This is a genomic window from Tenacibaculum sp. 1B UA (genome assembly GCF_033978845.1).
Taxonomy (GTDB): Bacteria; Bacteroidota; Bacteroidia; order Flavobacteriales; family Flavobacteriaceae; genus Polaribacter.
The window spans coordinates 336122-362120 of the sequence record NZ_JAKVUA010000001.1 but is presented as its reverse complement, the minus strand read 5'-3'; the positions used below and the strand labels follow the sequence as shown (position 1 = coordinate 362120).

Annotated in this window: 16 protein-coding genes and 2 pseudogenes; 8 read left to right on the top strand and 10 right to left on the bottom strand. The window is 32.7% G+C overall.

Features of this window, described 5'->3' with window-relative positions; genetic code table 11:
- Positions 1-238: 238 nt before the first annotated feature.
- Positions 239-3724, bottom strand: a complete 3486-nt coding sequence (locus MK851_RS01765) for a M4 family metallopeptidase (RefSeq protein WP_320240906.1) — start codon at positions 3722-3724, stop codon at positions 239-241.
- Positions 3725-3794: 70 nt separating this feature from the next.
- Entirely contained in the window at positions 3795-6491 is a 2697-nt protein-coding gene (locus MK851_RS01760) for a GEVED domain-containing protein (protein ID WP_320240904.1), read from the bottom strand.
- Between the two features lie 323 nt (positions 6492-6814).
- Here MK851_RS01760 and MK851_RS01755 point away from each other — a divergent pair, with 323 nt between their 5' ends.
- From MK851_RS01755 to MK851_RS01730, 6 genes are read left to right on the top strand one after another with little or no spacing between them, the layout of a single operon-like run.
- On the top strand, positions 6815-8476 hold the full coding sequence (locus MK851_RS01755) for an ABC transporter ATP-binding protein (RefSeq protein WP_320240902.1): 1662 nt from the start codon (positions 6815-6817) through the stop codon (positions 8474-8476).
- Between the two features lie 57 nt (positions 8477-8533).
- Positions 8534-9550, top strand: coding sequence for a sugar nucleotidyltransferase (locus MK851_RS01750; RefSeq protein ID WP_320240900.1), 1017 nt, complete (start codon positions 8534-8536; stop codon positions 9548-9550).
- Positions 9528-10526 (top strand): tetratricopeptide repeat protein, encoded by a 999-nt coding sequence (locus tag MK851_RS01745; RefSeq protein WP_303504987.1) that lies wholly within the window; start codon positions 9528-9530, stop codon positions 10524-10526. The genes MK851_RS01750 and MK851_RS01745 overlap by 23 nt, the downstream gene beginning before the upstream one ends.
- Positions 10527-10546: 20 nt before the next feature.
- The gene (locus tag MK851_RS01740) at positions 10547-11314 is read left to right on the top strand and encodes a DUF4292 domain-containing protein (RefSeq protein WP_320240898.1); all 768 of its coding nucleotides are present in this window, start codon (positions 10547-10549) and stop codon (positions 11312-11314) included.
- 2 nt (positions 11315-11316) lie between these two features.
- Positions 11317-12534, top strand: a complete 1218-nt coding sequence (locus tag MK851_RS01735; RefSeq protein WP_320240896.1) for a murein hydrolase activator EnvC family protein — start codon at positions 11317-11319, stop codon at positions 12532-12534.
- Positions 12535-12592: 58 nt separating this feature from the next.
- On the top strand, positions 12593-13627 hold the full coding sequence (locus MK851_RS01730; RefSeq protein WP_320240893.1) for an AI-2E family transporter: 1035 nt from the start codon (positions 12593-12595) through the stop codon (positions 13625-13627).
- A gap of 6 nt (positions 13628-13633) precedes the next feature.
- On the opposite strand, the gene MK851_RS01725 is transcribed toward MK851_RS01730, so the two are convergent.
- Complete coding sequence (locus MK851_RS01725; protein WP_303504979.1) at positions 13634-14146, bottom strand: acyl-CoA thioesterase; 513 nt, start codon at positions 14144-14146, stop codon at positions 13634-13636.
- Positions 14147-14205: 59 nt separating this feature from the next.
- The gene (locus MK851_RS01720) at positions 14206-15108 is read right to left on the bottom strand and encodes an SPOR domain-containing protein (protein WP_320240891.1); all 903 of its coding nucleotides are present in this window, start codon (positions 15106-15108) and stop codon (positions 14206-14208) included.
- Between the two features lie 94 nt (positions 15109-15202).
- Here MK851_RS01720 and dprA point away from each other — a divergent pair, with 94 nt between their 5' ends.
- Positions 15203-16300, top strand: a complete 1098-nt coding sequence (dprA, locus tag MK851_RS01715) for a DNA-processing protein DprA (protein WP_320240889.1) — start codon at positions 15203-15205, stop codon at positions 16298-16300.
- Here the strand turns inward: dprA and MK851_RS01710 are convergent.
- On the bottom strand, positions 16297-17211 hold the full coding sequence (locus MK851_RS01710; RefSeq protein WP_320240887.1) for a hypothetical protein: 915 nt from the start codon (positions 17209-17211) through the stop codon (positions 16297-16299). The two genes, dprA and MK851_RS01710, sit on opposite strands and share 4 nt — an antisense overlap.
- Positions 17212-17292: 81 nt before the next feature.
- Here MK851_RS01710 and MK851_RS01705 point away from each other — a divergent pair, with 81 nt between their 5' ends.
- A complete protein-coding gene (locus MK851_RS01705; protein ID WP_320240885.1) occupies positions 17293-18378 on the top strand; it encodes a hypothetical protein in 1086 nt (361 codons plus the stop codon).
- Here MK851_RS01705 and MK851_RS01700 read toward each other — a convergent pair.
- The 5 genes and pseudogenes from MK851_RS01700 to MK851_RS01680 all read right to left on the bottom strand — a co-directional run bounded on the left by MK851_RS01700 (position 18375) and on the right by MK851_RS01680 (position 25785).
- Entirely contained in the window at positions 18375-19235 is an 861-nt protein-coding gene (locus MK851_RS01700) for a DMT family transporter (protein ID WP_320240883.1), read from the bottom strand. The two genes, MK851_RS01705 and MK851_RS01700, sit on opposite strands and share 4 nt — an antisense overlap.
- Before the next feature lie 300 nt (positions 19236-19535).
- Positions 19536-19830 (bottom strand): annotated as a pseudogene (locus MK851_RS01695) (GIY-YIG nuclease family protein).
- A 222-nt stretch (positions 19831-20052) separates the two neighbouring features.
- Positions 20053-20345 (bottom strand): annotated as a pseudogene (locus MK851_RS01690) (GIY-YIG nuclease family protein).
- A 252-nt stretch (positions 20346-20597) separates the two neighbouring features.
- Positions 20598-23954 carry a transcription-repair coupling factor gene (gene mfd, locus MK851_RS01685; protein WP_320240881.1) on the bottom strand — a complete coding sequence of 1119 codons (3357 nt, stop codon included), beginning with the start codon at positions 23952-23954 and terminating at the stop codon, positions 20598-20600.
- A 103-nt stretch (positions 23955-24057) separates the two neighbouring features.
- Positions 24058-25785 (bottom strand): AIPR family protein, encoded by a 1728-nt coding sequence (locus tag MK851_RS01680; RefSeq protein WP_320240879.1) that lies wholly within the window; start codon positions 25783-25785, stop codon positions 24058-24060.
- Positions 25786-25999 lie beyond the last annotated feature (214 nt).

Sequence of the window (25999 nt, the reverse complement as noted above, 5' to 3'; positions counted from 1 at the left end):
ATTAATTTAATTAAATAATTAAGTTTTATTTCCTAGCGCTTTTTGTTACTGTACCTTTTCTTTGCCTTTTACACTCAATTGAAAAGATTCTTAACTTAACCCTTTATAAATCAGTTTTTAATAGTTCAGCCGCCCCTAGCTAAGTCAAAGATTTTATTCTCATAGTATTTTACAATTTATAACAAGCAAAAGCCTGAGTAAAAAACTCAGACTCTTGTTTGTTATATTTTTATAAGTTTTATTTTTTAAACAGTTTAGTTGTAAGGAGTTTTTGTCCATCGTTTACCTCTAAAATGTACATTCCAGTATTTAACTTTGAAACGTCTAGATTAGAAGATTTTAAATAACCTTCTTTTACTACTTTACCCACAGTATTTATAAGTTTATAACTTATCTTTTCTACTTTTGAAGCAAGTTTTACTTGTATAAAGTCTGCTGCTGGATTAGGGTATGCTAATAAATCTAAGCTTTCTTCATTTCCTATTGCTTCTCCACTGATATTCGCTGAAAAACCTGTTATTGCAGCCACTGAAGAACCAGAAGAAATATTAACTGTATAATCTTCTACCTCACCATAAGTAAATGTTTCACATGCTGTTTGAGCACTATTATACTTCATAGAAACTCTAAGTCTTGTAGTTCCTGAAATATTTGATGGAATTGTAAAATCTTCATAAAGCTCTCCTGCGCTTGAAGAAGAACCACTTAACACTACTTCAGTATCTTCAAAAACGCCATCTTTATCGTAATCAATCCATGCTTTCCAGTACTCGGTATAAGAAGAGCTACTAAATCCAGCACTTACATATAATCGATTAGCTCCTGGAGCCACATTCATTATAAGGTTCGTATAATCTCTATAACCACCATCATTTCCTGTAGTATTATCAACTCCTCCCATAGAAACTCTATCAATCCACTCGTAAGAAGAATTGTTTCCTTGTGAAGCACAATACTCTACTACTGACACATCTTTTGTTGTAAATGTTGCTGTATTACTTGATACTGAAACATTTCCTGCTGCATCTTTTGCTTTTACTGTAAAGTTATATGTAGTATTTGCAGTTAACCCTGTTAAGTTCATTGATGTACCACTAACTGTTCCTGCACTTGTAGTTCCATTAAATACTTCGTAGCTAGTTACTCCAACATTATCTGTTGACGCTGTCCAACTTAACGTTGCTGTTGTTTCTTCAATATTAGATGCTGCTACTGAAGAAGGCGCTGTTGGTGCTTCTGTATCTGGTGTAGCATTTGTAATATTAACTGTATAATCTTCAACTTCACCATAAGAGAATGTTGCTTCACAAGCCGTTGGTGTAGCATTGTACTTTAGCACAACTCTCATTCTAGTAGCTCCTTCGGTTGCTGAAGCAGGTACTGTAAATGATGTGCTTACTGGAGTATCTTTAGACGCTGCTTTGGTCCAAACCGTTTCTCCAGAGTCAGAAAAGTCTCCGTCTTGATTATAATCAATCCATACTCCATAACCTTCACTATAAACAGTTCCTGTCCATTTTGGGGTAATGGTTATTGTATTAGAGTCACCAATAGATAAATCTGTTGAAATTGTAGTGAAATCAGAATATCCTCCACCTCCATCAGAAGTGTTATCGATACTTCCTAATTGAACTCTCTCAATATATTCATCAGCAACGCTATTACCTTTTGAATCACAATAGTTAAGCGGTGGCGTACCTGTTGTTGTTACATTTACTGTTGCTGGTGTTCCTGTTCCACCTTCTGTACATTTCGCAGCTACAGATACCGTATATTCTGTTCCACTTAATAATCCTGTAGCGTTAAATGATGTTCCTGCTACGTTTGTTGTATTTCCTCCAATAGTTACATCATAAGAAGCTGCTCCTGAAACTGCTGTCCAAGTTACTGTAAATCCGTTATCACCAATGTTTGATGAATTTAAGTTTGTTGGTGCTGCTAAAGCACAGTTTTGTACAAATTCTTCTCCTACATTAACTGCATAAAAAGCATTTGTTGTAGAAATTACTTCTTGAGAGTTTGCTCCGTATAAATCTGTTGCAGCTTGTATTGCCGCTGTTCTAGCGTCGGCATATGTTGAACTGGCTGATAAGTAATTTGCTTCGGTACGATACGCTATTTTTGCAGCTTTTGTCATTCCAATTCCGGTAACGTTGTATGTATCAGATGCATCATTTGTTCCTGACCCTCCTACAGTTAGCAAATAGAACCATTTATTTAAAACTCCTGAATTTGTATGAACTCCACAGTAGTCATTAAATCTCGTCGGTACTCCACAATTTGGGTTTTTCCAATTAGTTCCTCCATAGGTATCTGGTTGACCTTGTGATTTTGGGTCATTCATTGAGCGTAAAGCAGCAGAACCACTACGCCTATCTATTTCATCTCCTATTAACCATACTGAAAGGTCTGGGTTTGAATCATTTCCGTTTCCTTTTGCAAAATGCTCAACAGCAGCTCCCCAAATATCTGAAAAAGCTTCATTTAAAGCTCCTGATTCTCTTTGGTAAGCTAAGTTCGCTGTATGAGTACAAACTGCGTGTCCTATTTCATGTGCTGCAACATCAATAGAGGTTAATGCATCAAAACTACCGTTTCCTTCTTGTCCGTTAGAAGAACCGTCTCCATAAGACATTACAGAACCATTCCAAAAGGCATTATCGTAATTCGTATCTACATGTACATAACTTCTAATTTGAGCACCGTTATCATCATAGCTATTTCTATTATGTTTTTGCAAGAAATACTCATATGTTTGTATTGCACCCCAATGAGCATCTAATGCTGCATCATCTTTGTTTGCACTATGTTCAGCTGTAGTCCAATTATTATCATTATCAGTAAACTGGTCATAATTTGTAACATATGGATATGTAGAACCTGGAGCTTGATTTTTTGCATCTCTTGTGTGGATTTTTCTTCCAGTATCACTCAAAATATAGTTTCCTCCACTTAGTGATGTTTCAATGGTTCTAGTTCCACTATAACGTGTTTGTGCAGTTCCTGCTGCAAATGCAGCCGAAATAGCGTTCGCCGCTTTTTTACTTTTTTTTGCGTGAGTAGTTAACTCTCCTACATGACCAAACTTATCTGCATGTTTTATAATTGCATTGTAAAATAATGCTTCTCCTGTATGAGCATCTATGTATAAATACCCTCTGCTTAGCGGTTTTGTAGCAAAAATATCGAACTTATAAGCTAGTCTTGCTTCTTTTTTTCCTATAACTTCTCTAGGAAGAATTAATAACTCTCCATCAGGCTTTTTATAATTATCCATTTCATTGGCTGCCTCAGGATATTCCCATAAATACTTCTCTGCTCCTGTATGCGTTAAAGCTTTTCGAAATGCTTGAGCTTTGGATAGCTTTGGGCTTATATTAACCTTTCCAACATCGTAAAACTCACCATTCATACTCATTAAAGCACCATTTTTTGCGTGAGCTGTATAAGTGGCAAATTCTACTTTTATTCCTTTAAATTTTTGTTGAAATTTTTCATGTGTAAAGCCTAGATCGTCTCTATTTGACTTAATTTTTTGCAAGCCATCATTTTTAAATAGCTTTAGTTTTTGTCTAATTAAATCTGGTGCTTTTTGTAAAGACACCTTTGAGGATTTGTTGAACTTAACGTGTTTTAATTCTCTGTTTTCTTGGGCATTTATAGTATAAATTCCTGTAAGTAGAAAAGCAGATAAAAACACAGTTCTTGCATAATTCTGTTTCATTTTTGAAGGGTTTAGTTAATTTATTTTAATTAAAAAGCCTGAGAAATAACTCAGGCTTTTTTGTAAGAATTTATTTTTTAAATACTTTAGTCGTTAGTAGTTTTTGACCATCATTAACTTGTAAAATATACATACCTGTATTTAGTTTAGAAACATCGATGTTTGAAGAATTTAAGCGACCTTCTTTCATTACTCTACCAATGGTATTTACAATTTTATAAGTCATATTATCAGCTCTAGAGGCTAATTTTACTTGTATAAAGTCTACTGCTGGGTTAGGGTATGCCATTAAGTCTAAGCTGTTTTCATTACCTAATCTTTCTCCATTTATACTAGCTGAAGATTCTTGTCTTGTACTAGAAACAATATTTACCGTATAGTCTTCTACTTCTCCATAAGTAAATGTTTCACAAGCTGTTTGAGCAGCGTTATATTTCATAGAAACACGCATTCTTGTTGTTCCTAAAGTTGCTCCTGCAGGTACATCTACAGTAGAAGTTAAGTTATTTGCACTTGATGAAGACCCTGTTACTACTTTTTCACTGCTTTCAAATGTTCCATTTTGGTTAAAATCAATCCAAACAGCCCAATGTTCTGTATATGAAGAACTACTAAACCCTGCGCTAACAGTCATTTGGTTTGAGCTTCCTACTGCTAAAGTTGCTGTTTTAGAAGTAAAATCTGCATATCCTCCATTATCTCCAGTTGCATTGGTCATTCCTCCTAACTCTACATTATCAATCCATTCATAAGAAGAGTTATTTCCTTTTGAGTCACAGTATGAAACTGAGTTTGAAAACGTTGTTACATTTATTGCGCTACTAGAAGATGAAATATTTCCTGCAGCATCTTTTGCTCTTACTGAGAAAGTATAAGTAGTAGCTGCTGTTAACCCTGTTACATTCATTGTAGTTCCTGTTACAGATCCAATATTTGTAGTTCCTTGGTAAACATCGTAACCAGTTACTCCAACGTTATCAGTAGATGCTGACCAGTTTAACGTTAACGAAGTCTGTGTTACACTAGATGCAGCTAAGTTTGTTGGCGCTGTTGGTGCTGTTGTGTCTGTTGTTCCTGCTCCGATTACTACTGTATAATCTTCTACTTCTCCGTATGAAAAAGAAGCTTCACATGCCGTTGGAGTTGCATTATATTTTAAAACTATACGCATTCTTGTTGCTCCATCTGTAGCTGTAGCTGGCACTGTAAAAGATGTACTAACTGGCGTATCTTTAGATGCCGATTTTGTCCAAACTGTTTCTCCTGAATCAGAAAAATCTCCATCTTGATTATAGTCAATCCAAACACCATATCCTTCATTGTATACTGTTCCTGTCCAAGTTGGTGTAATGGTAATTGTATGAGCAGTTCCTTTTGCTAAGTTTGTTGAAATGGCTGTATGGTCTGAATAACCATTTCCTCCTCCTGTACTATTATCAATAGTTCCTAATTGTACTCTTCCGATATGTTCATCAGAAACACTATTTCCTTTTGAAGAACAATAAGAAAGTGTAACTTCAGGAGTAGTAAAAGTTGAAGAAGCACTATATGCTGAATTAGATCCATCAGAACATTTACTACGTACTTGTACTTCATACTCAGTTAAAGCTGATAATCCACTTAAAGATGTTGATGTTCCTGAAACTGCGTTGGTTGTCCAAGATGAAGTTCCGGTTTGACGGTATCTTACGTCATAAGTAGCTCCTGAAACTGCTGTCCAAGAAACTGATGCTTCTGATGAAGTAACACCAGATACAGTTACTCCTGTTGGTACCGTTGCTGTACATGAAGTAGAACCTCCTGTTTTATCAGATAAAGCTAAACTTCTACGTACACCTCCTGATTCTAAAACAGCACGCATTCTATTTTTTTGTCCTAGGGTGAAAAGGTTCATACAAGTATCGTCTGAGTAATCCATATAGTTTTCAACCATATCTGCTGATCCACAAGAAGAGTGACTTGAAGCACATCCGTAGTTTGCGGCATCAGATTCTGGAGTATCAGAAACAAAATCATCAACACCACAACCACCATCTCCCCAGATATGTCTAAGGTTTAAAAAGTGACCTACTTCGTGTGTTGTTGTTCTTCCTTTGTCAAATGGAGATGATAAATAGAAACCTGAACCTTTATCTGAGCTTCCAAAATATTGAGGTCCCATCACTACTCCATCAGTAGCAGCACTACCTCCGGGGAACTGGGCATATCCTAATATTCCACCTCCAATATTACATACCCACATGTTAAGGTACTCAGAAGTATCCCATGGGTCTACTCCTCCTTGAGATGACTTTTTCATTGCGTCATTAGTTCCCCATGAAGTTTTAGATGATGATTTTCTTGTAATTCCATTTGTTGGATTACCATTTGGATCAACTTGAGCTAAATAGAACTCTATCTGTGTATCTGCTGCTTGTGACCATTTATTGGTTGCATCAGAGTTTGTTCTACGGTAATCTTCATTCAAAACATCAAGTTGCGATTGAATTTGTGCCACACTGATATTTTCTTGTGAATTACTATAAATAACGTGTACAACTACTGGAATTTGGATAATATCTCCAACTATTTTTCCTTGATAATTTTTCTTTTCTGCAAGCCTTTTTTGAGTAAAGGACTCAATTTCTTGCATTTTACTTTTTAAAGAAGGATTGAGGGATTGTCTGTACTCAAGATTTTCCATTGAGTGACAGTTTCTTTTTTCTTGGGCATACAAAGCACCAACAAAAAATAAACACATAAGTGCTAGGGTAATTTTGTTTTTCATTTTTGAAGGGTTTTTAATTGAGTTAATAAAATTTAAGAGTCTTTCCAAGGCTGTTATCCTTAATACAAATTCTTAATTATTTGTTAAAACATTGACAAATATATAAAAAAAGACAAAAAAAGATACTTTTTAGATAGTTAATTAACTGTTTATGTTTGTTTTATAAAACAAAATACTCTTTTATCCCAGCTAAACACTAGGTTTTCTAGGAAAGAAAAAAAATGTTTTTTTATTACTTACTATCAAACAGTTATGGCAAAAACCTTCTTCTTGAGAAAAGAAATGGAAAATATTAATTGTATTTTTATTAAAATTTATAATTAATGCTTGAAGTTAAAAACTTAGAAATATCCTTTAAAGACTCTCCACCTGTTGTTCAGCAAATTTCTTTTAATGTTCAGAAAAACAAAACACTAGGAATTGTAGGAGAGAGTGGTAGCGGAAAATCAATAAGTTCCTTAGCTATTTTAGGATTACTACCTAAAACTGCTACTGTAAAGGGTGAACTACTTTTTAACCATGAATCTTTATTAGATTTTAATGAACAGGATTTTCAAAAAATACGTGGTAAAAAAATTGCCATGATTTTTCAAGAACCTATGAGTTCTCTAAATCCTACATTAACTTGTGGTGTCCAGGTTGCTGAAATGCTACAACAGCATACACAATTATCTAATCATGAAATTAAAGAAGAAGTAATCTCATTATTTTCTAAAGTAAAGCTTCCAAGACCCGAAGTTATTTATAATTCGTATCCGCATCAAATAAGTGGCGGACAAAAGCAGCGGGTAATGATTGCTATGGCTATTGCTTGTCAACCTCAATTACTTATTGCTGATGAGCCTACAACAGCGCTAGATGTGACGGTACAAAAAGAGATTATTTCTTTATTAAAAGAATTACAACAAGAATTTGAAATGGGAATTATTTTTATTTCACACGATTTAGCATTAGTTTCTGAAATTGCAGATTCTGTTGTGGTAATGCATAAAGGAAAAATAGTAGAGAAGGGAAGTGCTAATCATGTTTTTTTACATCCACAAGAAAATTATACAAAAGCTTTAATCAACTCAAAACCTAATACAAAGAAACGACTCAAAACTTTACCTACTGTTTACGATTTTATCAATGAAACTATTGATTCTACAATTTATACAGATGAAGAGCGTACTGCTTTTCATCAAAAAATATATACCCAACCTCCACTGTTAGAAATCGTTAATTTACATAAAGATTTTATCAGTAATGCTTCATGGTTTTCAAAACCAACTGTGATAAAAGCGGTGAATGATGTGTCTTTTAAAATTTATGAAGGTGAAACTTTAGGACTAGTAGGAGAGAGTGGTTGCGGAAAAACGACCTTGAGTAGAACTATTTTACAACTAGAAAAAGCTACTTTGGGAAGTATTTTATACAAGGGAGTAGACATTACTAAACTTTCTAAATCTGAATTTAAAAAACTTCGAAAAGAAATTCAAATCATCTTTCAAGATCCGTTTTCTTCATTAAACCCAAGAATTACTATTGGTAATACTATTTTAGAACCAATGAAAGTTCATAAAATTTTAGGTTCTAATAAAGAGCGAAAAGAATATGTGTGCAACTTGTTAAAAAAAGTAGGCTTGGAAGCAACTCATTTTAATCGTTATCCACATGAATTTTCCGGCGGACAACGTCAACGTATAGGAATTGCTCGTGCTATAGCTTTACAACCAAAACTAATTATTTGTGACGAATCGGTTTCTGCACTCGATGTATCAGTACAAGCACAAGTATTAAACTTATTAAATCAATTAAAAACAGAATTTAACTTCACCTATATTTTTATTTCTCATGATTTATCTGTGGTAAAATACATGGCAGATAAGTTGGTTGTGATGAACAAAGGTAGAGTAGAGGAGATAGCTGATGCTGACGAAATTTATCAACATCCAAAGACAAAATATACTCAAACTTTAATAGAAGCTATCCCAAAAGGGCTGTAACTTTTTTCACTGCGTTATTAATGGTATATTGCACCGTTAAAAACGAAAAGAAAGAATATGAAGATTATAGTACCAATGGCAGGAATTGGGTCTCGTTTAAGACCTCATACATTAACTACTCCTAAGCCATTAACCGTTATTGCTGGTAAATCAATTGTACAACGATTAGTAGAAGATATTACTTCTGTTGTAGATCAACCTATAGAGGAAATTGCTTTTATAATTGGACCTGCCGCTAAAGGGTTTCCTGCAGATACAAAAGATAGATTAATAAAAATAGCCGAAAATTTAGGTGCAAAAGGTTCTGTATACGTGCAAGAAGAAGCATTAGGAACTGCTCACGCTATTTATTGTGCTAAAGAATCATTAGGTGGTTCTTGTGTGGTGGCTTTTGCTGATACGTTATTTAAGGCTGATTTTACATTAGATGCTAACGCTGATGGAGCTATTTGGGTAAAGCAAGTGGAAGATCCTAGTGCTTTTGGTGTAGTAAAATTAAAAGATGGTTTTATTACTGATTTTGTTGAAAAACCAAAAGAATTTGTCTCTGATTTAGCCATTATTGGTATTTATTATTTTAAAGATGCTGATAAATTACTGGAAGAAATAAAATATTTAATTGATAATGATATTAGACCTTCTGGTGAGTATCAATTAACCGAAGCTTTAGAAGCTCTAAAAGTGAAGGGAGCTAAATTTATTCCTGGAAAAGTAAATACTTGGATGGATTGTGGTAAAAAAGACCCAACAGTAGATACCAACAAGCAAGTTTTAGGTTTTGAGCAAGCTGATGGCAACAATTTAGTAGCTGAAAGCGTTGTATTAGAGAACGCTGAAATTATTCAGCCCTGTTATGTTGGAAAAAATGTAGTGTTGAAAAACACTAAAATAGGTCCTTTTGTTTCAATTGGTGAAAATAGTATCGTTGAAAACTCAACAATAACAAACTCTTTAATTCAAACAAATGTTCGTATTTCAAATGCCAATTTAGATAACGCTATGATTGGTAATCATGTAAAATACAATGCTAATTATACATCAGTAAGTATAGGTGATTATACAGAACTTACATAAAATTTCAAGAGAAGAGAAGAAAGAAAGAAAAGGAAAAAGTTTTTTTTCTGAAACGGTATTGTCCTTTATATTTCTTCTCTTTTCTTTCTTTCTAAACGCTCAAGATAGTATTCCTGCTGCGGTTAACATTGCTGAAAAAAACAATACTGAATTTCAACAATATTTTTTTAAAGCACTTTCAGACAAAGCTATTTTTAATTACCAAAAAGCTATACAAAACCTAGAAAAGTGTAACACAATATTTCCAAACAATAAAGCTGTTTTGTTTGAACTTTCTAAAAACTATGAAAAATTAGGCAGAAACCCTGAAGCTTTAACCTATATTGATTTAGCCTTAAAAGTAGAGCCTAATAATGTTTGGTTACTTGAGCACAAGGTATTTATTTTAAGAAAATTAGCTGATTTTAATGATGCTATTCTTACACAACAAAAGATAGCTGCAATATACCCAAAGAAAAAACAGTTACTTGTTTTTTTACATCTTCAAAACAAAGATGTAATCTCTGCTGAAAAAGTGTTGGCTGAATTAAAAAAAGCTAAATTATTAAATGCCAGACTTCGCTCTATCGAAAGAAAAATAAATCTTCAAAAAATAACCAAAGTACAGCCTAAAAAAGTTACAGAAAGCCTCGATGCTAAATCGCTTTTTGAAAAAGAAAAATCCTATGGAAGTTTAAAAGCTTTATTGGATAAATTAGCTGATGATAATAATCTTGATTTATTAAAATACAGTGAAGAGGGTTTAGCTCTTTTTCCTGCGCAACCTTTTGTATATTTAATGAATGGAAAGGCACTTAATAACAATAGAGATTATAAAAAAGCGTTAGAAACCTTACAAAACGGCATTGATTTTGTTATTGATAATAATGAAATAGAAGCCAAATTTTACTTAGAAATATCAAAAGCTTATCAAGGGTTGAACAATGTTAAAAAAGCCAATTCTTACAAAAACAAAGCTGAAAAGATTTTAAAATAAGTTTCCTTAGTACAAGTTTTATGAAATATACCACTTTATTACTTATATTATTTTTAGGTTTAACCTCTTGTAAATCTACCAAAAACGTCACTGGTAGTACCGTCATTAAAGAATTATCGGCACGAAAAGTAGCTAAAAAACATATTGCCACAAGTTTTGACAAAAAAACGGTAGATGCTCGTTTAAAAGTTAATTACAAGAACAACAAAGAAAGCTTAGGGTTTTCGGTACGAATGAAAATTAAAAAAGATGAAGTTATTTGGTTAAAGGGAACCAAAATCATCTCTATTTTTAAAGCTAAAATTACCCCAACAAAAGTGCAATTTTATTCTCCGTATGAAAAGAATTATTTCGATGGTGACTTTCTAATGCTAAAAAAATTATTAGGAACTGATATTAATTTCCAACAATTACAAAGCATGTTATTAGGTGAAGCTTTAATGGATGTAAAGTCTGAACGACAAGAAGTTCAAGTTCAAGAAAAATCGTATCAATTATCGCCAAAAAAACAACCTACTTTATTCGACTTGTTTTTTTATGTAAACCCTCAACATTTTAAACTAAACAAGCAATTAATAGTAAACTCGTTAAAAGATCAACGTTTAGCTATTAGTTACCCAAAATATCATAAGAAGAACACTACTTTTTTCCCTGAGAAGATTAACATAAAGGCTAAAGAAAAAAATAAATTTACTATTATTGATATAACTACTCGGTCAGTAGAATATGACACTAAGCTTAATGTAAATTTTAATATCCCTAGCGGATACAAAGAAATTAAACTATAATTATGAAGTACCCTGTTTTTTACATCTCTTTTTTATGCCTGTTTTTTGTAGGAATTTCTTCTTTTGCTCAAAGTAGGAAAGAGCTTGAAAATAGGCGAAAAAAACTTAAAAATGAAATAGAGCAAGTTAACAACCTATTATTTAAAACAAAGAAAAAAAAGAGCAGCGCTTTAGATGATTTAAAAGACTTAAATCAAAAAATAAGTGTTAGAGAGCGTTTAATTAAAACTATTGAGTTAGAAGCTAAATTACTTTCAAAAGAAATCAATTCAAACGAGCGACAATTAAAAAAATATAATGACAAGTTAGAGAACTTGAAAAATGACTACCGAGACATGGTAGTAAAGTCATACAAAAGCAAATCGCAACAAAGCAAAACTATGTTTTTGTTGTCTTCAGAAAGCTTTTATCAAGCTTACAAGCGGCTAAAGTATATGCAGCAATATAAAGACTTTAGGAAAAAACAAGGAGAAGAAATTATAGTTAAAGCAAAAGAAGTAGAACAATTAAACGACTCGTTAACTGCGCAAAAAAAATCAAAAGAAGCTTTACTTTCTGACGAGAAAAGTCAGAAAAAAGAAATTGAAGGTGATAAAAAACACCAAGAGAAACTCATTTCTAAAATTAAAAAAGAAGAAAAAAAATATAAAAGTGATTTACAGAAAAAACAACGAGAAGAAAAAAGAATTGCTGCCAAAATTGATAAGTTAATTAGAGATGCTATTGCTAAAGCAAATAAGGGTAAAAAAACAACGAAAGGTAAAACTAAAAGTTCCGGTTTTATTTTAAATGCTGAAGAAAAAGCTTTGCTCGCCAACTTTGAACAAAATAGAGGTAATTTACCTTGGCCAGTAAAAGGCGTAATTACACGAAAATATGGAGTGCAACCACACCCTACATTTCCCGGAATCAGTATCAATAGTCACGGATTATACATTGCTACCAAAGCAAACACCGATGTAAAAAGTATTTTTAACGGAAAAGTATTGGTTATTCAATTACATTCTGATGGTAGAAAATCAGTTTTAGTACAGCACGGTAATTACATTTCTGCATATAACAAATTAAAAGAAGTATACGTTAAAAAAGGTGATGTTGTTAAAACTGGTGATAAGTTAGGTAAGGTATTTACTAACAAAGTAACGGGTAAAACACAACTTAGTTTTATGCTATATAAAAACAAAAACCGACTGAATCCTGCTAAATGGATTCGTTCATAACCCCAAAACAAGAACATTAATAAATTTTATTTTTAAATTGTAATCAAAATTTAAACGTGTGAAAAACGCATCAAACTTTATTATTGTAACCGTAGCTATCATTGCAACGTTGGTTATTGGAAAAGGGATTTTAATTCCTTTTGTTTTTGCACTAATTTTTTGGTTTTTAACTCGTGAAATCCGCAAAACCATATACAAAATCCCCTTTGCCAAACGGTTTATCCCGTTTTGGTTAAGTAATGTATTTGTTTTTACATTCATTATTTTAGGGTTTGGTTTTGTTTCAGAAATAATTACCAATAGTATTTCTAACTTAACCACTTCTTACTCAAAATATGAACCTAATGTTGATGCTATTATAAAACGTTTAGACGCATATTTTCACATAGATATTATCAAGTCGTTACAATCTGTTGTTGGAGACTTTGATTATGGCTCTGTTTTAGGCGATATAGCAAACGGAATTAGCAGTTTGCTAGGTAACACCTTTATGATTATTATTTATGCCTTATTTATCTTCTTAGAGGAAAGTAATTTTAAAAAGAAATTACAAAAGGTATTTATGAGTTCTCAAAACAACTCTAAAAGCTTTCAGTCTATCTTAAAAAAGATTGAAGACTCTATTTCAAACTATTTACGACTAAAAACCTACGTAAGTTTATTAACAGGTATACTTAGTTATTTTGTTTTGTTATTAGTAGGAGTAGACGGTGCTCCATTTTGGGCATTTCTTATCTTTTTACTGAATTACATCCCTACTATCGGTTCACTTGTAGCAACTGCATTTCCTGCCATATTTTGTTTAATTCAATTTGGAGAATTTCCTCCTTTTTTAATTGTATTGTTTGCAGTAGGTAATATTCAAGTAGTGGTTGGTAATATTGTAGAACCTAGAGTTTTCGGAAAGTCACTGAACTTAAGTCCGTTAGTCACCATACTTTCTTTAGCTCTTTGGGGAGAAATTTGGGGAATTACAGGAATGATACTTTCTGTACCTATTACAGTAATTATGATTATTATCTTTTCTCAGTTTGAGAAAACAAAAGACATTGCCATTTTCTTATCTGAAAGCGGCAATGTAGATGAAATATAACCTGTTTTAATCTATAAAAATAGACTTCAACTCTATAGCTTCCTTAGGATCCATTTTACCTGCTAAAACCAAGCTTAATTGCTTTCTTCGCAACGCTGCTTCATAACGTTTTTTCTCTAATTCGGTTTCTGGTTCAATTTGAGGAATTGGCACTGGTTTACCAGTTTCATCAACGGCAACAAATGTGTAAATTCCTTCATTTACTTTTGTTTTTTCACCTGATTGACGGTCTTCAATCCAAACATCTACATAAATTTCCATTGATGATTTAAAAGCACGTGAAACCTTTGCTTCTAAAGTTACCACGCTTCCTACAGGCACCGATTTCGTAAATGCTACATGGTTTACAGAGGCGGTTACTACAATTCTTCTCGAATGACGTCGTGCAGCGATACTACAAGCTCTATCCATACGAGCTAATAATTCTCCTCCAAAAAGGTTATCTAAATAATTTGTTTCTCCTGGTAAAACTAAATCGGTAAGTACAGTTAACGATTCTTTTGGTGATTTTGCTCTCATCAATTAAATTTTGCTGCAAAGATACAGCAACAAAAAAATCTACCTAGAATAAATGCAGTTTATTTGGTCAATAACCAAGCGTCTTCACTTACTGATTCTTTAATAATTCCTAAGGCTTTTCTAGCTTCATCCCTTGTTGCATAACTCGCAAAAGCTACTTGAGTTAAGCCTAATCCATTCTTTCCAACTATAGAAGCATCATAACCTTTATCTTGTAGTTCAGCTAACTTATTTTCAGCATTGTGCTCTTCTTGAAAAGCTCCTGCTATGATATGAAAATTTCTAGCTTCTTTACTAACGTTTAAGTTAATGGTTGGTAACGGATTATCGATTACAAAAGTTGCTGATTGAATTTTCTTCTCAACAGCTTTTTCTTGGTTTGCTAGTACCTTCTGCTGTTCCTGATTTTGAACGCCATTCCAACCCACATAAGCAATTCCCACAAAAACAGCCGCTGCTGCAGCTCTTCTTACATATAACGGAATTGTTTTTTTATTTTCTTCAGTGGCTGTAGTGGCTAACGACTTAATTGTTACTTCTTTTACTCTCTCTACAGATGGTGTTGAAACCTCAGCTAATCCATAAGATTCCGTTAAAAAATTACTAGTTGGGTTAGGTTCGAAAACAACTTGTTTAGCTTCGTTTAAAGATAAACTTCCTACAGAAGCAACAGTAACACTTGTCGTTTCAAATTTCTCATTCCATTTCGTAACTTCTTCAGCAATGAAAGCAACAGCTTCTTCAAAAGAGATATTTTTACTTGAAGCTATATAATTAGCCAATAAACCATCATTATGCTGTAAATACGCATTAAATGTAAGTTGTTTTTTGGGTGGGTAAAAAGTGTGTGTAGTAGTATTTACTCTAGCACCAATTTTATTGGTTACAAACCCTCCAAAATTAGGAACAATTACGCAATCGTATCTATATAATAAATCGTTAATGTAGTTGGCTAATGTCATAAGAACAAATATAGCTTTTTAGTCCATTACTTTCAAGTAATCTCTTAATTTTTATTAACAGTTTTTTGTATATTGATACTCAAATTATTGCTATATGAACTCAGAAAAATTACTAGCCATTCTACGATTACAAGCAACCAAAAACGTAGGTGATATTTTGGCAAAAAAGCTAATTACCGCTACAGGTAGTGTTCAACAAGTGTTTTTAGAAAAGAAAAATGCGCTACATAAAATTAACGGAATTGGAACTCACGTAACCCAACATCTTTTTGATAAAAACAACCTAAAAAGAGCAGAAGAAGAGCTAGCCTATATTCAACAAAACAACATTCCTTTTTCTTATTTTTTAGAGCCTGATTACCCGCAACACTTGAAACATTGTATAGATGCTCCTATCTTACTTTTTAAGGATGGAAACCTCAACCTCAACAACAATAAAATTATTTCAATTGTGGGAACTCGAAAAATGAGTTCCTACGGGCGCGATTTCTGCAATCAACTAGTTGAGGATTTAAAAGAACATAATCCTATAATTGTAAGTGGATTTGCCTACGGAGTAGATATTTCTGCGCATAAAGCCGCAATAAAAAATAACTTGCAAACTATTGCTGTATTAGCGCATGGGTTAGATGAAATTTATCCGAAAACTCATAAAAAATATATTCATCAAGTGAATGAGAATGGTGGTTTTATTACCGAGTTTTGGCACGATGAGCAACCTATGAGAGAAAACTTTTTAAAACGAAATCGTATTGTAGCAGGGCTTTCAAAAGCAACTATCATTATAGAATCTGCTGAAAAAGGTGGCTCGTTAGTTACTGCTGATATTGCCAACTCTTACAATCATGATGTCTTTGCGCTACCCGGTAGAGCTACTGATATGTATAGCAAAGGTTGTAACAACCTTATTAAAAATAATCAGGCACATTTACTCACTTCGGCTGAAGATATTGTAAAAATGCTCAACTGGGATCTACCGAGAACCTCGACTCCCATTCAAAGCAAACTTTTTGTTGACTTAAGTGAAATCGAACAAAAAATATATGATTATTTACAAGTAAATGGTAAGCAGTTACTGGATGTTATTGCATTAGACTGTAATCTTCCTACCTATCAATTATCATCTATTTTAGTTCAAATGGAGTTGAAAGGAGCCATAAAACCTTTACCCGGAAAAATGTTTGAAGTTTAATCTACTTCAAAAGTAATCGGTAATGTATATCGTACATTTACATTTTTTCCATCAATCTTTGCTGGTATTATTTGGGGTAAATCTTCAACAAAGTTTATTATCCAATCTTCTACTTTTTGGCCTGGAGCTCTTGTTTTTATGTTAGAAATATTGCCCATCGTGTCTATTATAAATTGTGCATACGCTATTTCATTTTTTTTATATACTTCAAGTTTATTGAGTAGATCATTATCAAGTTTTTTTTCGATAAGACGATTAATGTCTTCTCCAAAACTAACTTTAGAGTTTTTGAATTTAGGCTTGATATCAACTTGAATAAAAGCGTACGGTTCATTTGGTTCTATTTCAATTTCACCCTCAACAATATCTCCCATAATTACAACTTCTGGAACACTATCTTTTTGAAATAATGGTTTCATTTTAGTATCATCTACAACAAATATTCCCTTTGTTAAAGGCGGTGGAGGAACTTTACGTTTCTTTTTTTGAATAATTGTGTCTTTATCAACCTTCAAAGAATCTATTGTTATTTCAATTTTAGGAATAGAATTAATTATTTCAACCTTTTCTATTTTTTGTGTTTTTCCTTTATCAGTTTTACAACTAAACAACGTAGTTCCCATTACAAATAACAACGATAAAATAAACAGTTTTTGAAACGTCAACGGTTGATAAAAAGTTGTTTCTGGTAGCTGAATTACAATACTATCTAATTGCTTTCTGTAAAAGTGACCACAAACTCTTTGTCCTTTGTTCGCTAGTAAATATTCTTGAATTTCTTTTGATGATTTTTGGGTAAAATCAACGACTGTTTTTGCACAAGAGCTGCAAAATTTTCCTTTTTCATTAGGTGTCATAGTATTCCAATCTTCGTGACATGGTTTTGGAATCGTAAGTTTGTAGCTTTTCATAGTAAGTAGTTTTTGTTAAGAATCAACAAATATTATTCCAAAAAAATAAATTGAATTATCTTTGAAAAAAAAGGCTTTTTAATGTCAGAATATAAACTCATATCACAAAAAAAACCAGCGTTTCCTGTTAACAAAAAACTAGGAAACTACTTAAAAAGGCATAACAGAACTATTAAAATTCCTATTTTTTATGACGATTTGTTACGTTTTCAAGGGGCAGTTGCTGTGTATGATAAACACGATAATGATACCTTATGGATACGCGTTTTTTACAATGAGTTTGAGCGAGCCGAAATTGATTTATACCTTAAAAAGGTATATAATATTTTACACTCTAACGGTTCTGATGCCAGTATTAAACACCTAAATGTTGATGCTATCGACTTTTGTACATTTGGTAACTCTAAACCTTTTCGTATTAAAATTAGAAATATTTTAAATGATAACTACACATATTTTTACGTAAAAAAAACTGATGCTTCTCGTATTTACGGGCTGGAGTTAGAGGATATTTTATCGCCTTATAACTTAAACTTTTTGGTATATGAAGACACCTTGATAGAAGAACATATATCAGGAATTCCAGGTGATGTTTTTATTAACGATTATTTAGAGGATTGTTTAGATATTGAAAAAGCGCAATTAGCCAAAGAGTTTGTAAAGTTTAATGAACGTTGTATGATTCGTTTGTTGGGTGACATGCGTTCGTATAACTATGTAGTAGTACCCACACACGATTTTGAAAATGTTGTGTATAAAATTCGTCCGATAGATTTTGACCAACAGTGTTACGAAGGAAAGTTTAAAGTGTATTATCCGCAATTTTTTAAAGAAAACATAAAACTCGTTCAACTAGTAGGAGATAAGCTTACTTCAGAGTCTATTGAGCAATATCAAATAGAAGAGCGATCAATTGTTGCTAAAAGAATTTTAGGTTCACGTTCTCGATTAAACCGTTTGCTTACTGCCATGAAATCTGATAATATTTCTACTCCTAAAAATATTGAAAAGCTAAAGTCTGAAATTTTTGAATTCACAGGTGATATTAACTTTAGGGATAGTGATGGTATGGGAGAGGTTTTAGATAGCGCACTCACTTTTGTTCGTAGAAATTATGAAGATGTGAGTATGAAAACCATTATTCAACAACAGCAAAGACTACACTAACCTTTTCTACTTCGAATACTTTCAATAATTACGGTTGTTAAAATCAAACTTCCTCCAACATACGTGTTCCATGTGGGGATTTCGTTTAAAAAAATAAACGCTAACAAAATTCCGAAAACAGGTTGAATACTACTAATTATACTTGCCGTTGATGCAGAAAAAAACTGTAATGAATGTACCATTAAACTATGTCCGATAGCCGTAGTTAACAACCCTAATAGTAACAAATAGGGGAGTTGCTCTCTAAAACCTGAAATATCCATAAAAAACAGTACAGGAACCAATAAAACGGTAATAATTACCGTTTGATAAAACATTAACATCACTCCGTTATATTGCTGTACATATTGCTTTAAAATTAAAATTCTAACAGCATAACACAATGCGGAAAGTAAACCAAACAAAACTCCTTGTACTTGCGTGTTTTTAATATCAAATTCTGGTGCTAAAATGTATAACCCAAGTAGTACTAACAAGCCTAAAATTATATGAATCGGATTGAATTTTACCTTTAAAAACAAAGGTTCTAAAAAAGCAATCATTACCGGAAAGGTATATAAAGAAAGTATTCCGATTGCAACATTAGATAGTTTTAAAGCATAAAAATAGGTAATCCAATGCGCTGCCATAAAAACACCACCTATAATAAACGGAAGCACATGCCTTTTCGATTGTATTTTTAAATCAATCTTTCTAAACCGACAAAAAGCATATAAAACTACCATGGCAAATACTGAACGAAACCAAACAATCACTTCCGAAGGCATTGCAATATACTTACCCAACACACTTGAAGTACTTATAAAAAAAGTGGCTAATAATAACCCTGAAATATTTTTTACGTGGTTGGTTTGCATGGGCGTAAATGTATGTCATTTCAACTAGAGGGAGAAATCTTAAGAATATGAGTTACTTCATTGAGTGAGATTTCTCGCTACCGCTCGAAATGACGTTTTGTTCATTCTCGTCATTACGAATGGACACTAAGCGAAGTCGAAGTGGAAAATAAAGCAATCTTTTGGTTATGAATTTAATTGTCACATCGAGTGAATTTCTTTTTCGATAGAGAAAAGAAATTTGTATCGAGATGCATATAAACTAGTTCTCGATACAATTTTCACTCATTCTAATCGTGAAAACCACTCGAACAGACAATCTTAACTATTAAACTTCTTTTTTGCTAAATTAGGTAGTTTTTCAAACTCATTATTTATAAGAGCTTCCTTTTTTTGCTCTTGACCATTTTTTAATTTGTTTTTCTTTTTCAATAGCCATTTCTACATTAGTAAATTCACAATAAAAGACTAATTCTACAGGTCTTCTTTTTGAAGTATAACTATCTTTAAAAGTTCCATTTTGATGTTGAAATATTCGTTGAGAAAGGTTGGAAGTTACTCCTGTGTAATAGGTTTTGTCTGAACATTGTAATATGTAAACAAAGTATATTTTCATTTTAAATTTTATCAACAAAATAGTTAATTTTTACATTGCGAATGGACACTGAGCGGAGTCGAAGTAAAAATGAAGCAATCTTCTGGTTATGAATTTAATTGTCACATCGAGTAAATTTCTTTTTCGATAGAGGAAAGAAATTTGTATCGAGATGCATATAAACTAGTTCTCGATACAGTTTTCACTCATTCTAATCGTGAAAACCACTCGAACTGACAAATCTTAATTATTAAACTTCTTCTTTGCTAAGTTCGGTAGTTTTTCAAACTCATTATTTATAAGAGCTTCTTTTTTTGCTCTAGACCATTTTTTATTTGTTTTTCTTTTTCAATAGCCACTTCTACGTTGGTAAACTCACAATAAAAAACTAATGAAACAGGTCTTCTTTTTGAAGTATAACTATCTTTAAAAGTTCCGTTTTGGTGTTGAAATATTCGTTGAGAAAGGTTGGAAGTCACTCCTGTATAATAGCTTTTATCTGAACATTGTAATATGTAAACAAAATATACTTTCATTTTAAAGTTTATCACCGAATTAGTTACTTTTTACAAAAATGACAATTCTTTATTCCGTAATTGTTAAGTGAGCATACCCATATTTTGGTTGCGAGCTTAATTGTCACATCGAGTGAATTTCTTTTTCGATAGAAGGAAGAAATTTGTATCGAGATGTATAGACTAGTTCTCGATACAATTTTCACTCATTCTAATCGTGAAAATCCCTCGAACAGACAACTTCTTTGTTCCTTCATTGCGAGTGATGACGTTTTACACTTTTTTTAAGGTTTCTAACGCTTTATGTACACTATCAATTTTAATAAATGTGATAAGTAAACGCAATCCGTTTTTGGTTTTCTTTTCTTTCATTACACAACTCTTCGGATTTTGCTGTACATACCTCAACATTTTGGTAAACGCTTCGGTTTGATAAAAAGCACTTTGCTGATCGGATACAAAATATCCTATTAATCGTTTTTGCTTTAAAATCACCTTTTCTAAACCTAGTTCTTTCGCTAACCATTTAATACGAACGCTGTCTAATAAATCGGCTACTTGGGTTGGGTATTCTCCAAAACGATCGATAATTTCTGTCTCAAAGGTTTGTAATTCCTCTTCCGTAGTTAAAGTTCCTAACTTGTTGTATAAACTCAAACGTTCGGTTACTGAGTTGACATAATCATCTGGGAACAGAATTTCAAAATCGGTATCAATTTGCACCTCTTTTACATACTCTTTTGGTGCATTTTCATCCGTAGGATATAAGTCTTTAAACTCATTTTCCTTCAATTCTTCAATGGCTTCTTGTAAGATTTTCTGATAGGTATCAAACCCAATATCGTTTATAAATCCGCTTTGTTCCCCTCCTAGTAAATCTCCAGCACCACGAATTTCCAAGTCTTTCATGGCAATATTCAATCCGCTTCCTAAATCAGAAAACAGTTCTAATGCCTGAATTCGTTTACGTGCATCGTCGGTCATATGATGATACGGTGGCGTGATAAAATAACAGAAGGCTTTTTTGTTTGAACGCCCTACACGACCACGCATTTGGTGTAAATCTGACAGTCCGAAATTGTTGGCATTATTGATGAAAATCGTATTCGCATTCGGTACATCCAATCCACTTTCAATAATCGTAGTAGAAACTAGTACATCAAACTCATTGTTCATAAAACCTAGCATGAGTTCTTCTAACTTTTTTCCTTCCATTTGTCCGTGACCAATACCAATTTTAGCACTTGGTACCAAACGTTGCAACAACCCTGCTACTTCTTTGATGTTTTCAATACGATTATGGATAAAAAACACCTGTCCTCCACGTGAAACCTCGTACGAAATCGCATCGCGAATAGTTTCTTCACTAAAGCGAATTACATTAGTTTCTATGGGGTGACGGTTAGGTGGTGGTGTTTTAATGACCGATAAATCTCTCGCCGCCATCAAACTGAACTGTAAAGTACGCGGAATTGGCGTTGCCGTTAAGGTCAACGTATCTACGTTTTCTTTAATGGTTTTTAGTTTGTCTTTCGCTGCTACCCCAAATTTTTGTTCCTCATCAATAACCAATAATCCCAAATCTTTAAACTGAACTGCTTTATTGGTTAACTGGTGTGTTCCTATTACAATATCTACACTTCCATCAGCAATCCCTTCTAACACGCCTTTACGCTGTTTTGTGGTTCTAAAACGGTTTAGGTAATCAATCGTAACCGGAAAGTCTTTTAATCGCTTAGAAAAGATTTTAAAGTGCTGAAATGCTAAAACCGTCGTTGGTACGAGCACCGCAACCTGCTTTCCGTTATCTACCGCCTTAAAAGCGGCTCTGATGGCAATTTCTGTTTTTCCAAAACCAACATCACCACATACCAAACGATCCATCGGTTGTTCTTTTTCCATATCGGCTTTTACCTCTTGGGTAGAAGAAAACTGATCGGGCGTGTCTTCGTATAAGAAACTCGCTTCCAACTCGTGTTGCATGTGCGTATCGGGTCCGAAAGCAAATCCTTTTTGTAGTTTTCGTTTTGCGTATAACTGAATTAAGTTGAACGCAATATGTTTTACGCGGGCTTTGGTTTTTTGCTTGACTTTTTTCCAAGCGTTCGACCCTAGTTTATATACTTTAGGCGGTTTCCCGTCTTTTCCGTTGAATTTAGAAATTTTGTGTAGCGAGTGAATACTTACGTATAAAATATCACGGTCGCCATAAATTAACTTGATGGCTTCCTGTTTTTTGCCTTCTACATCTATTTTTTGCAGTCCGCCAAACTTTCCAATTCCGTGGTCGATGTGGGTTACATAATCACCTACGTCTAATTTGGTGAGCTCTTGTAGGGTGATGGATTGCTTTTTCGCGTATCCGTTTTTCAATCGGAATTTGTAATAACGCTCAAAGATTTGATGATCTGTATAACAAACAATTTTGCTATCAATATCCACAAACCCTTGATACAACGGAAACACAATGGTTTCATAAGAAACCTTTTCTTCGTGGTCATCAAAAATATCGTGGAAACGTTGTGCTTGCTGTTCGTTAGAACATAAAATATAGTTGGTAAATCCTTTTGCCGAAAACTCGTTGAAATTCTGAATTAACAGGTCGAATTTTTTGTTGAAAGACGGTTGGGGGTGGGTATCGAAGTTGATACTTGGAACACCTTCATGAGATTCTTCTCTTCGTTCAGAATGAAGGTTTTTACCGATGTCAACCGTTATAAAATCTTGTAACTGGCTTCGAATTAACTCGCCGTTGCAAAACAGTTCTTCGGGTTTTGCGTGCTTGATTTCTGTAGAGAGTTCGTTGAACGACAATTCTGCTTTTCGGTAAAATTTGTCTAATGAATCGCTTAACAAGTCTACATTCTTCACAAAAACAGCCGTTTTAGCCGATATGTATTTTAAAAAACTTTCTCGCGATTCCTGCAATGTTTTGTTTTCTACATTCGGCATAATGCTCACTTTCTTCAGTTTTTCTTTAGAAAGTTGCGTTTCTACATCAAAGGTTCGGATGCTGTCTACCTCATCGCCAAAAAACTCTATACGATAGGGTTCGTCGTGAGAAAACGAAAACACATCAATAATTCCACCACGTACCGAAAACTCTCCTGGTTCGGTCACAAAATCAACACGTTTAAAATGGTATTCGAACAGTACTTCGTTGACAAAATCGAGCGATACTTGCTCGCCCACCATCACTTTTAGCGTGTTTTTTTCTAACTCTTTTTTGGTCACCACTTTTTCGAACAGGGCAGTAGGATAGGTAACAATAATCGCAGGTTTTTTACGAGAATTGATACGGTTTAACACCTCTGAACGTAGCAGTACATTGGCATTGTCCGTTTCTTCAATCTGATACGGTCTGCGATACGAACCCGGATAAAACAACACGTTTTTATCGCCCAATAACTGCTCTAAATCGTTTAGATAATAAGCAGCTTCTTCCTTATCGTTACAAATTAACAAGTAGGGTTTATCGGCTTGTTTAAAAGTTTCGGAAATGACAAAAGACAACGAAGAACCGACCAAATTCGTTAGTTGAAAATGGTGTTGTTCTTGTTGAAGCTGATGAACAATCTGTTTTACATTCTCAGATTGTTGATAGTGATTTACAATTGCTTGCTTGCTCAACGTACAAAAATTTTACGCAAATGTACGAGGATTATTTTTTTGTGTAAAATATGTTTTAGAAAGTTTAAAACTATATTATTCAATAAAAAAATTGTTTATAGTTTTACTGGTTGCAGACACTGTATCTTTCATCTACTTTACTATATAAATAATCTGTAAACTCCTTTGATTTAGCAATGTTAATAAGGTTTGATGAAGGATTTTCAGATAAATAACTATCTATTGAATTATTCAATAAACTAATTGATTCTTTAAACACATATTCATTAATATCATCCATATTTATTGTAGAAATCTCATTCAAACTAATATTTTTCTTACTCAATAAAACTTTAGGTAATAAACCACCTAAATGAAGTTTAAAATTAGAAGTTTTGTTTTTTTCATTGGAATCAGAATGCTTTAACCAAAAATTATGTCCCTTTCTATATATTAAACAGCATTTTAAATAGATATTAAAATCTTTATTAGGATTAAAAATTTTCTTATACGATGCTTCTGTCTTAAGTAATGATGTAGGTCTAGATCTTGCTGTATGTGGATCATCATAAGCAATAGATTGTATTGCTTGAGCAGTTAGCTGAATACTAAATATTTTTGTTGCAGGTTTTCCTTGGTTCTTATAATAGTTCTTACGTCTATCATAATAAAAACCTTCATTTAAAAAGAATAATTCTAAATTCCTTTGAATCGGTTCAGTTGCTCGAAGTAATGTTGCTGAAACTGGGTTCTGACTATTGGTACTTGCAATTATATGATCTGTAGTTTCTTTGTTATTATTAATTATAACTTTAACAAGAACTGAACGATTATCACTAGTATCTTCATTATGATTGTTAAAAATAGAATAAGAGGTTTGAAGACCGTTAACAATTTGAATATTCTCTATTGACAATTTTTTACCAACTTCTTTCGGTTCTTCAGCAATTATTGTAATTCCATTATTTAACCACCAAAAATCTTCACATGATGGATTTTCAATTGTTGATTTAATTTTTTTATTTACATCTACTAGACCTTGAAAGTGTCTTATATTACTTTCAAAAAGATCATCTCTAATGTCTCCATTTTCTGATTTAAGAAATTGTTTATAGTTTGCTAATTTAACTGTACCAATGTATCCTATTCCGTTATCTCCAAAATCAGTAGAGAGGGGTCTATCCTTAAATTCAATTGAAAGACGATTAGACTTTTGTTTTTGATAAAACTCTAAAAGTTCGGTACAACTATAACTTGAAAAAGTCACTGATTGACTAGATAAACAATTTTTAGTGATGTCTATTAATTGATCTACTTTTTGTTTAAATACATTATTTATAGTTATTTCTTGTGCATTACAAGTATATATATAATCTAATGAGATTTTACCTCCATTAATAGCTGTTTTCTTCCATACTTCAATTAAAAGTAATGCTTGTGTTACTAAATCAGAGTTAAACCTACTTAATAATTCTGTTTCGTTTTTCTCAAGATCTAATAATACTGGAATAGTTGTAATCAGCTTATCAATGGCTTTTTCTTTAAACGAATTCTCTTTTTTGCATTGAGTAAGAATAAATTTTGCTTCAGTCTTATTAGAGAAATTAAAATTTTCTAGATCATCAATATTTTCAACGAATTCTTCATCCATAAAAACCATTAAAGAATCTATCCCTCCATCATTTCCTCCATCTACAATAGCAGAAATAATATTTTCGTAAGTAATGTTTCTATCTTTATGAATTTGAGTTAATGAAAACACTTCAAAAGTTTCACTTTCAGAAAGTTCAATTTCATTTGTATCTTTAAAAGCTTTGATACAACCTTCCAATATTATTTTATTATTACTCATTGTTATTTATACTATTTAATTAACTTATTGTTTTCTTCTCAAAACTAAACATACACAACCACGATTCTTTACGACAATCCATAAAGAAGTGTTTGTTGTTACTTTTTTAATAAAAAAATAGTTGAGATAAGGGGTAGTACTACTTTTTGTTTTTTAGCATGTTAAACATAGTAAAAAAAGAGGAGGGATGCAAACCTTTTTGTTATTACGAGGG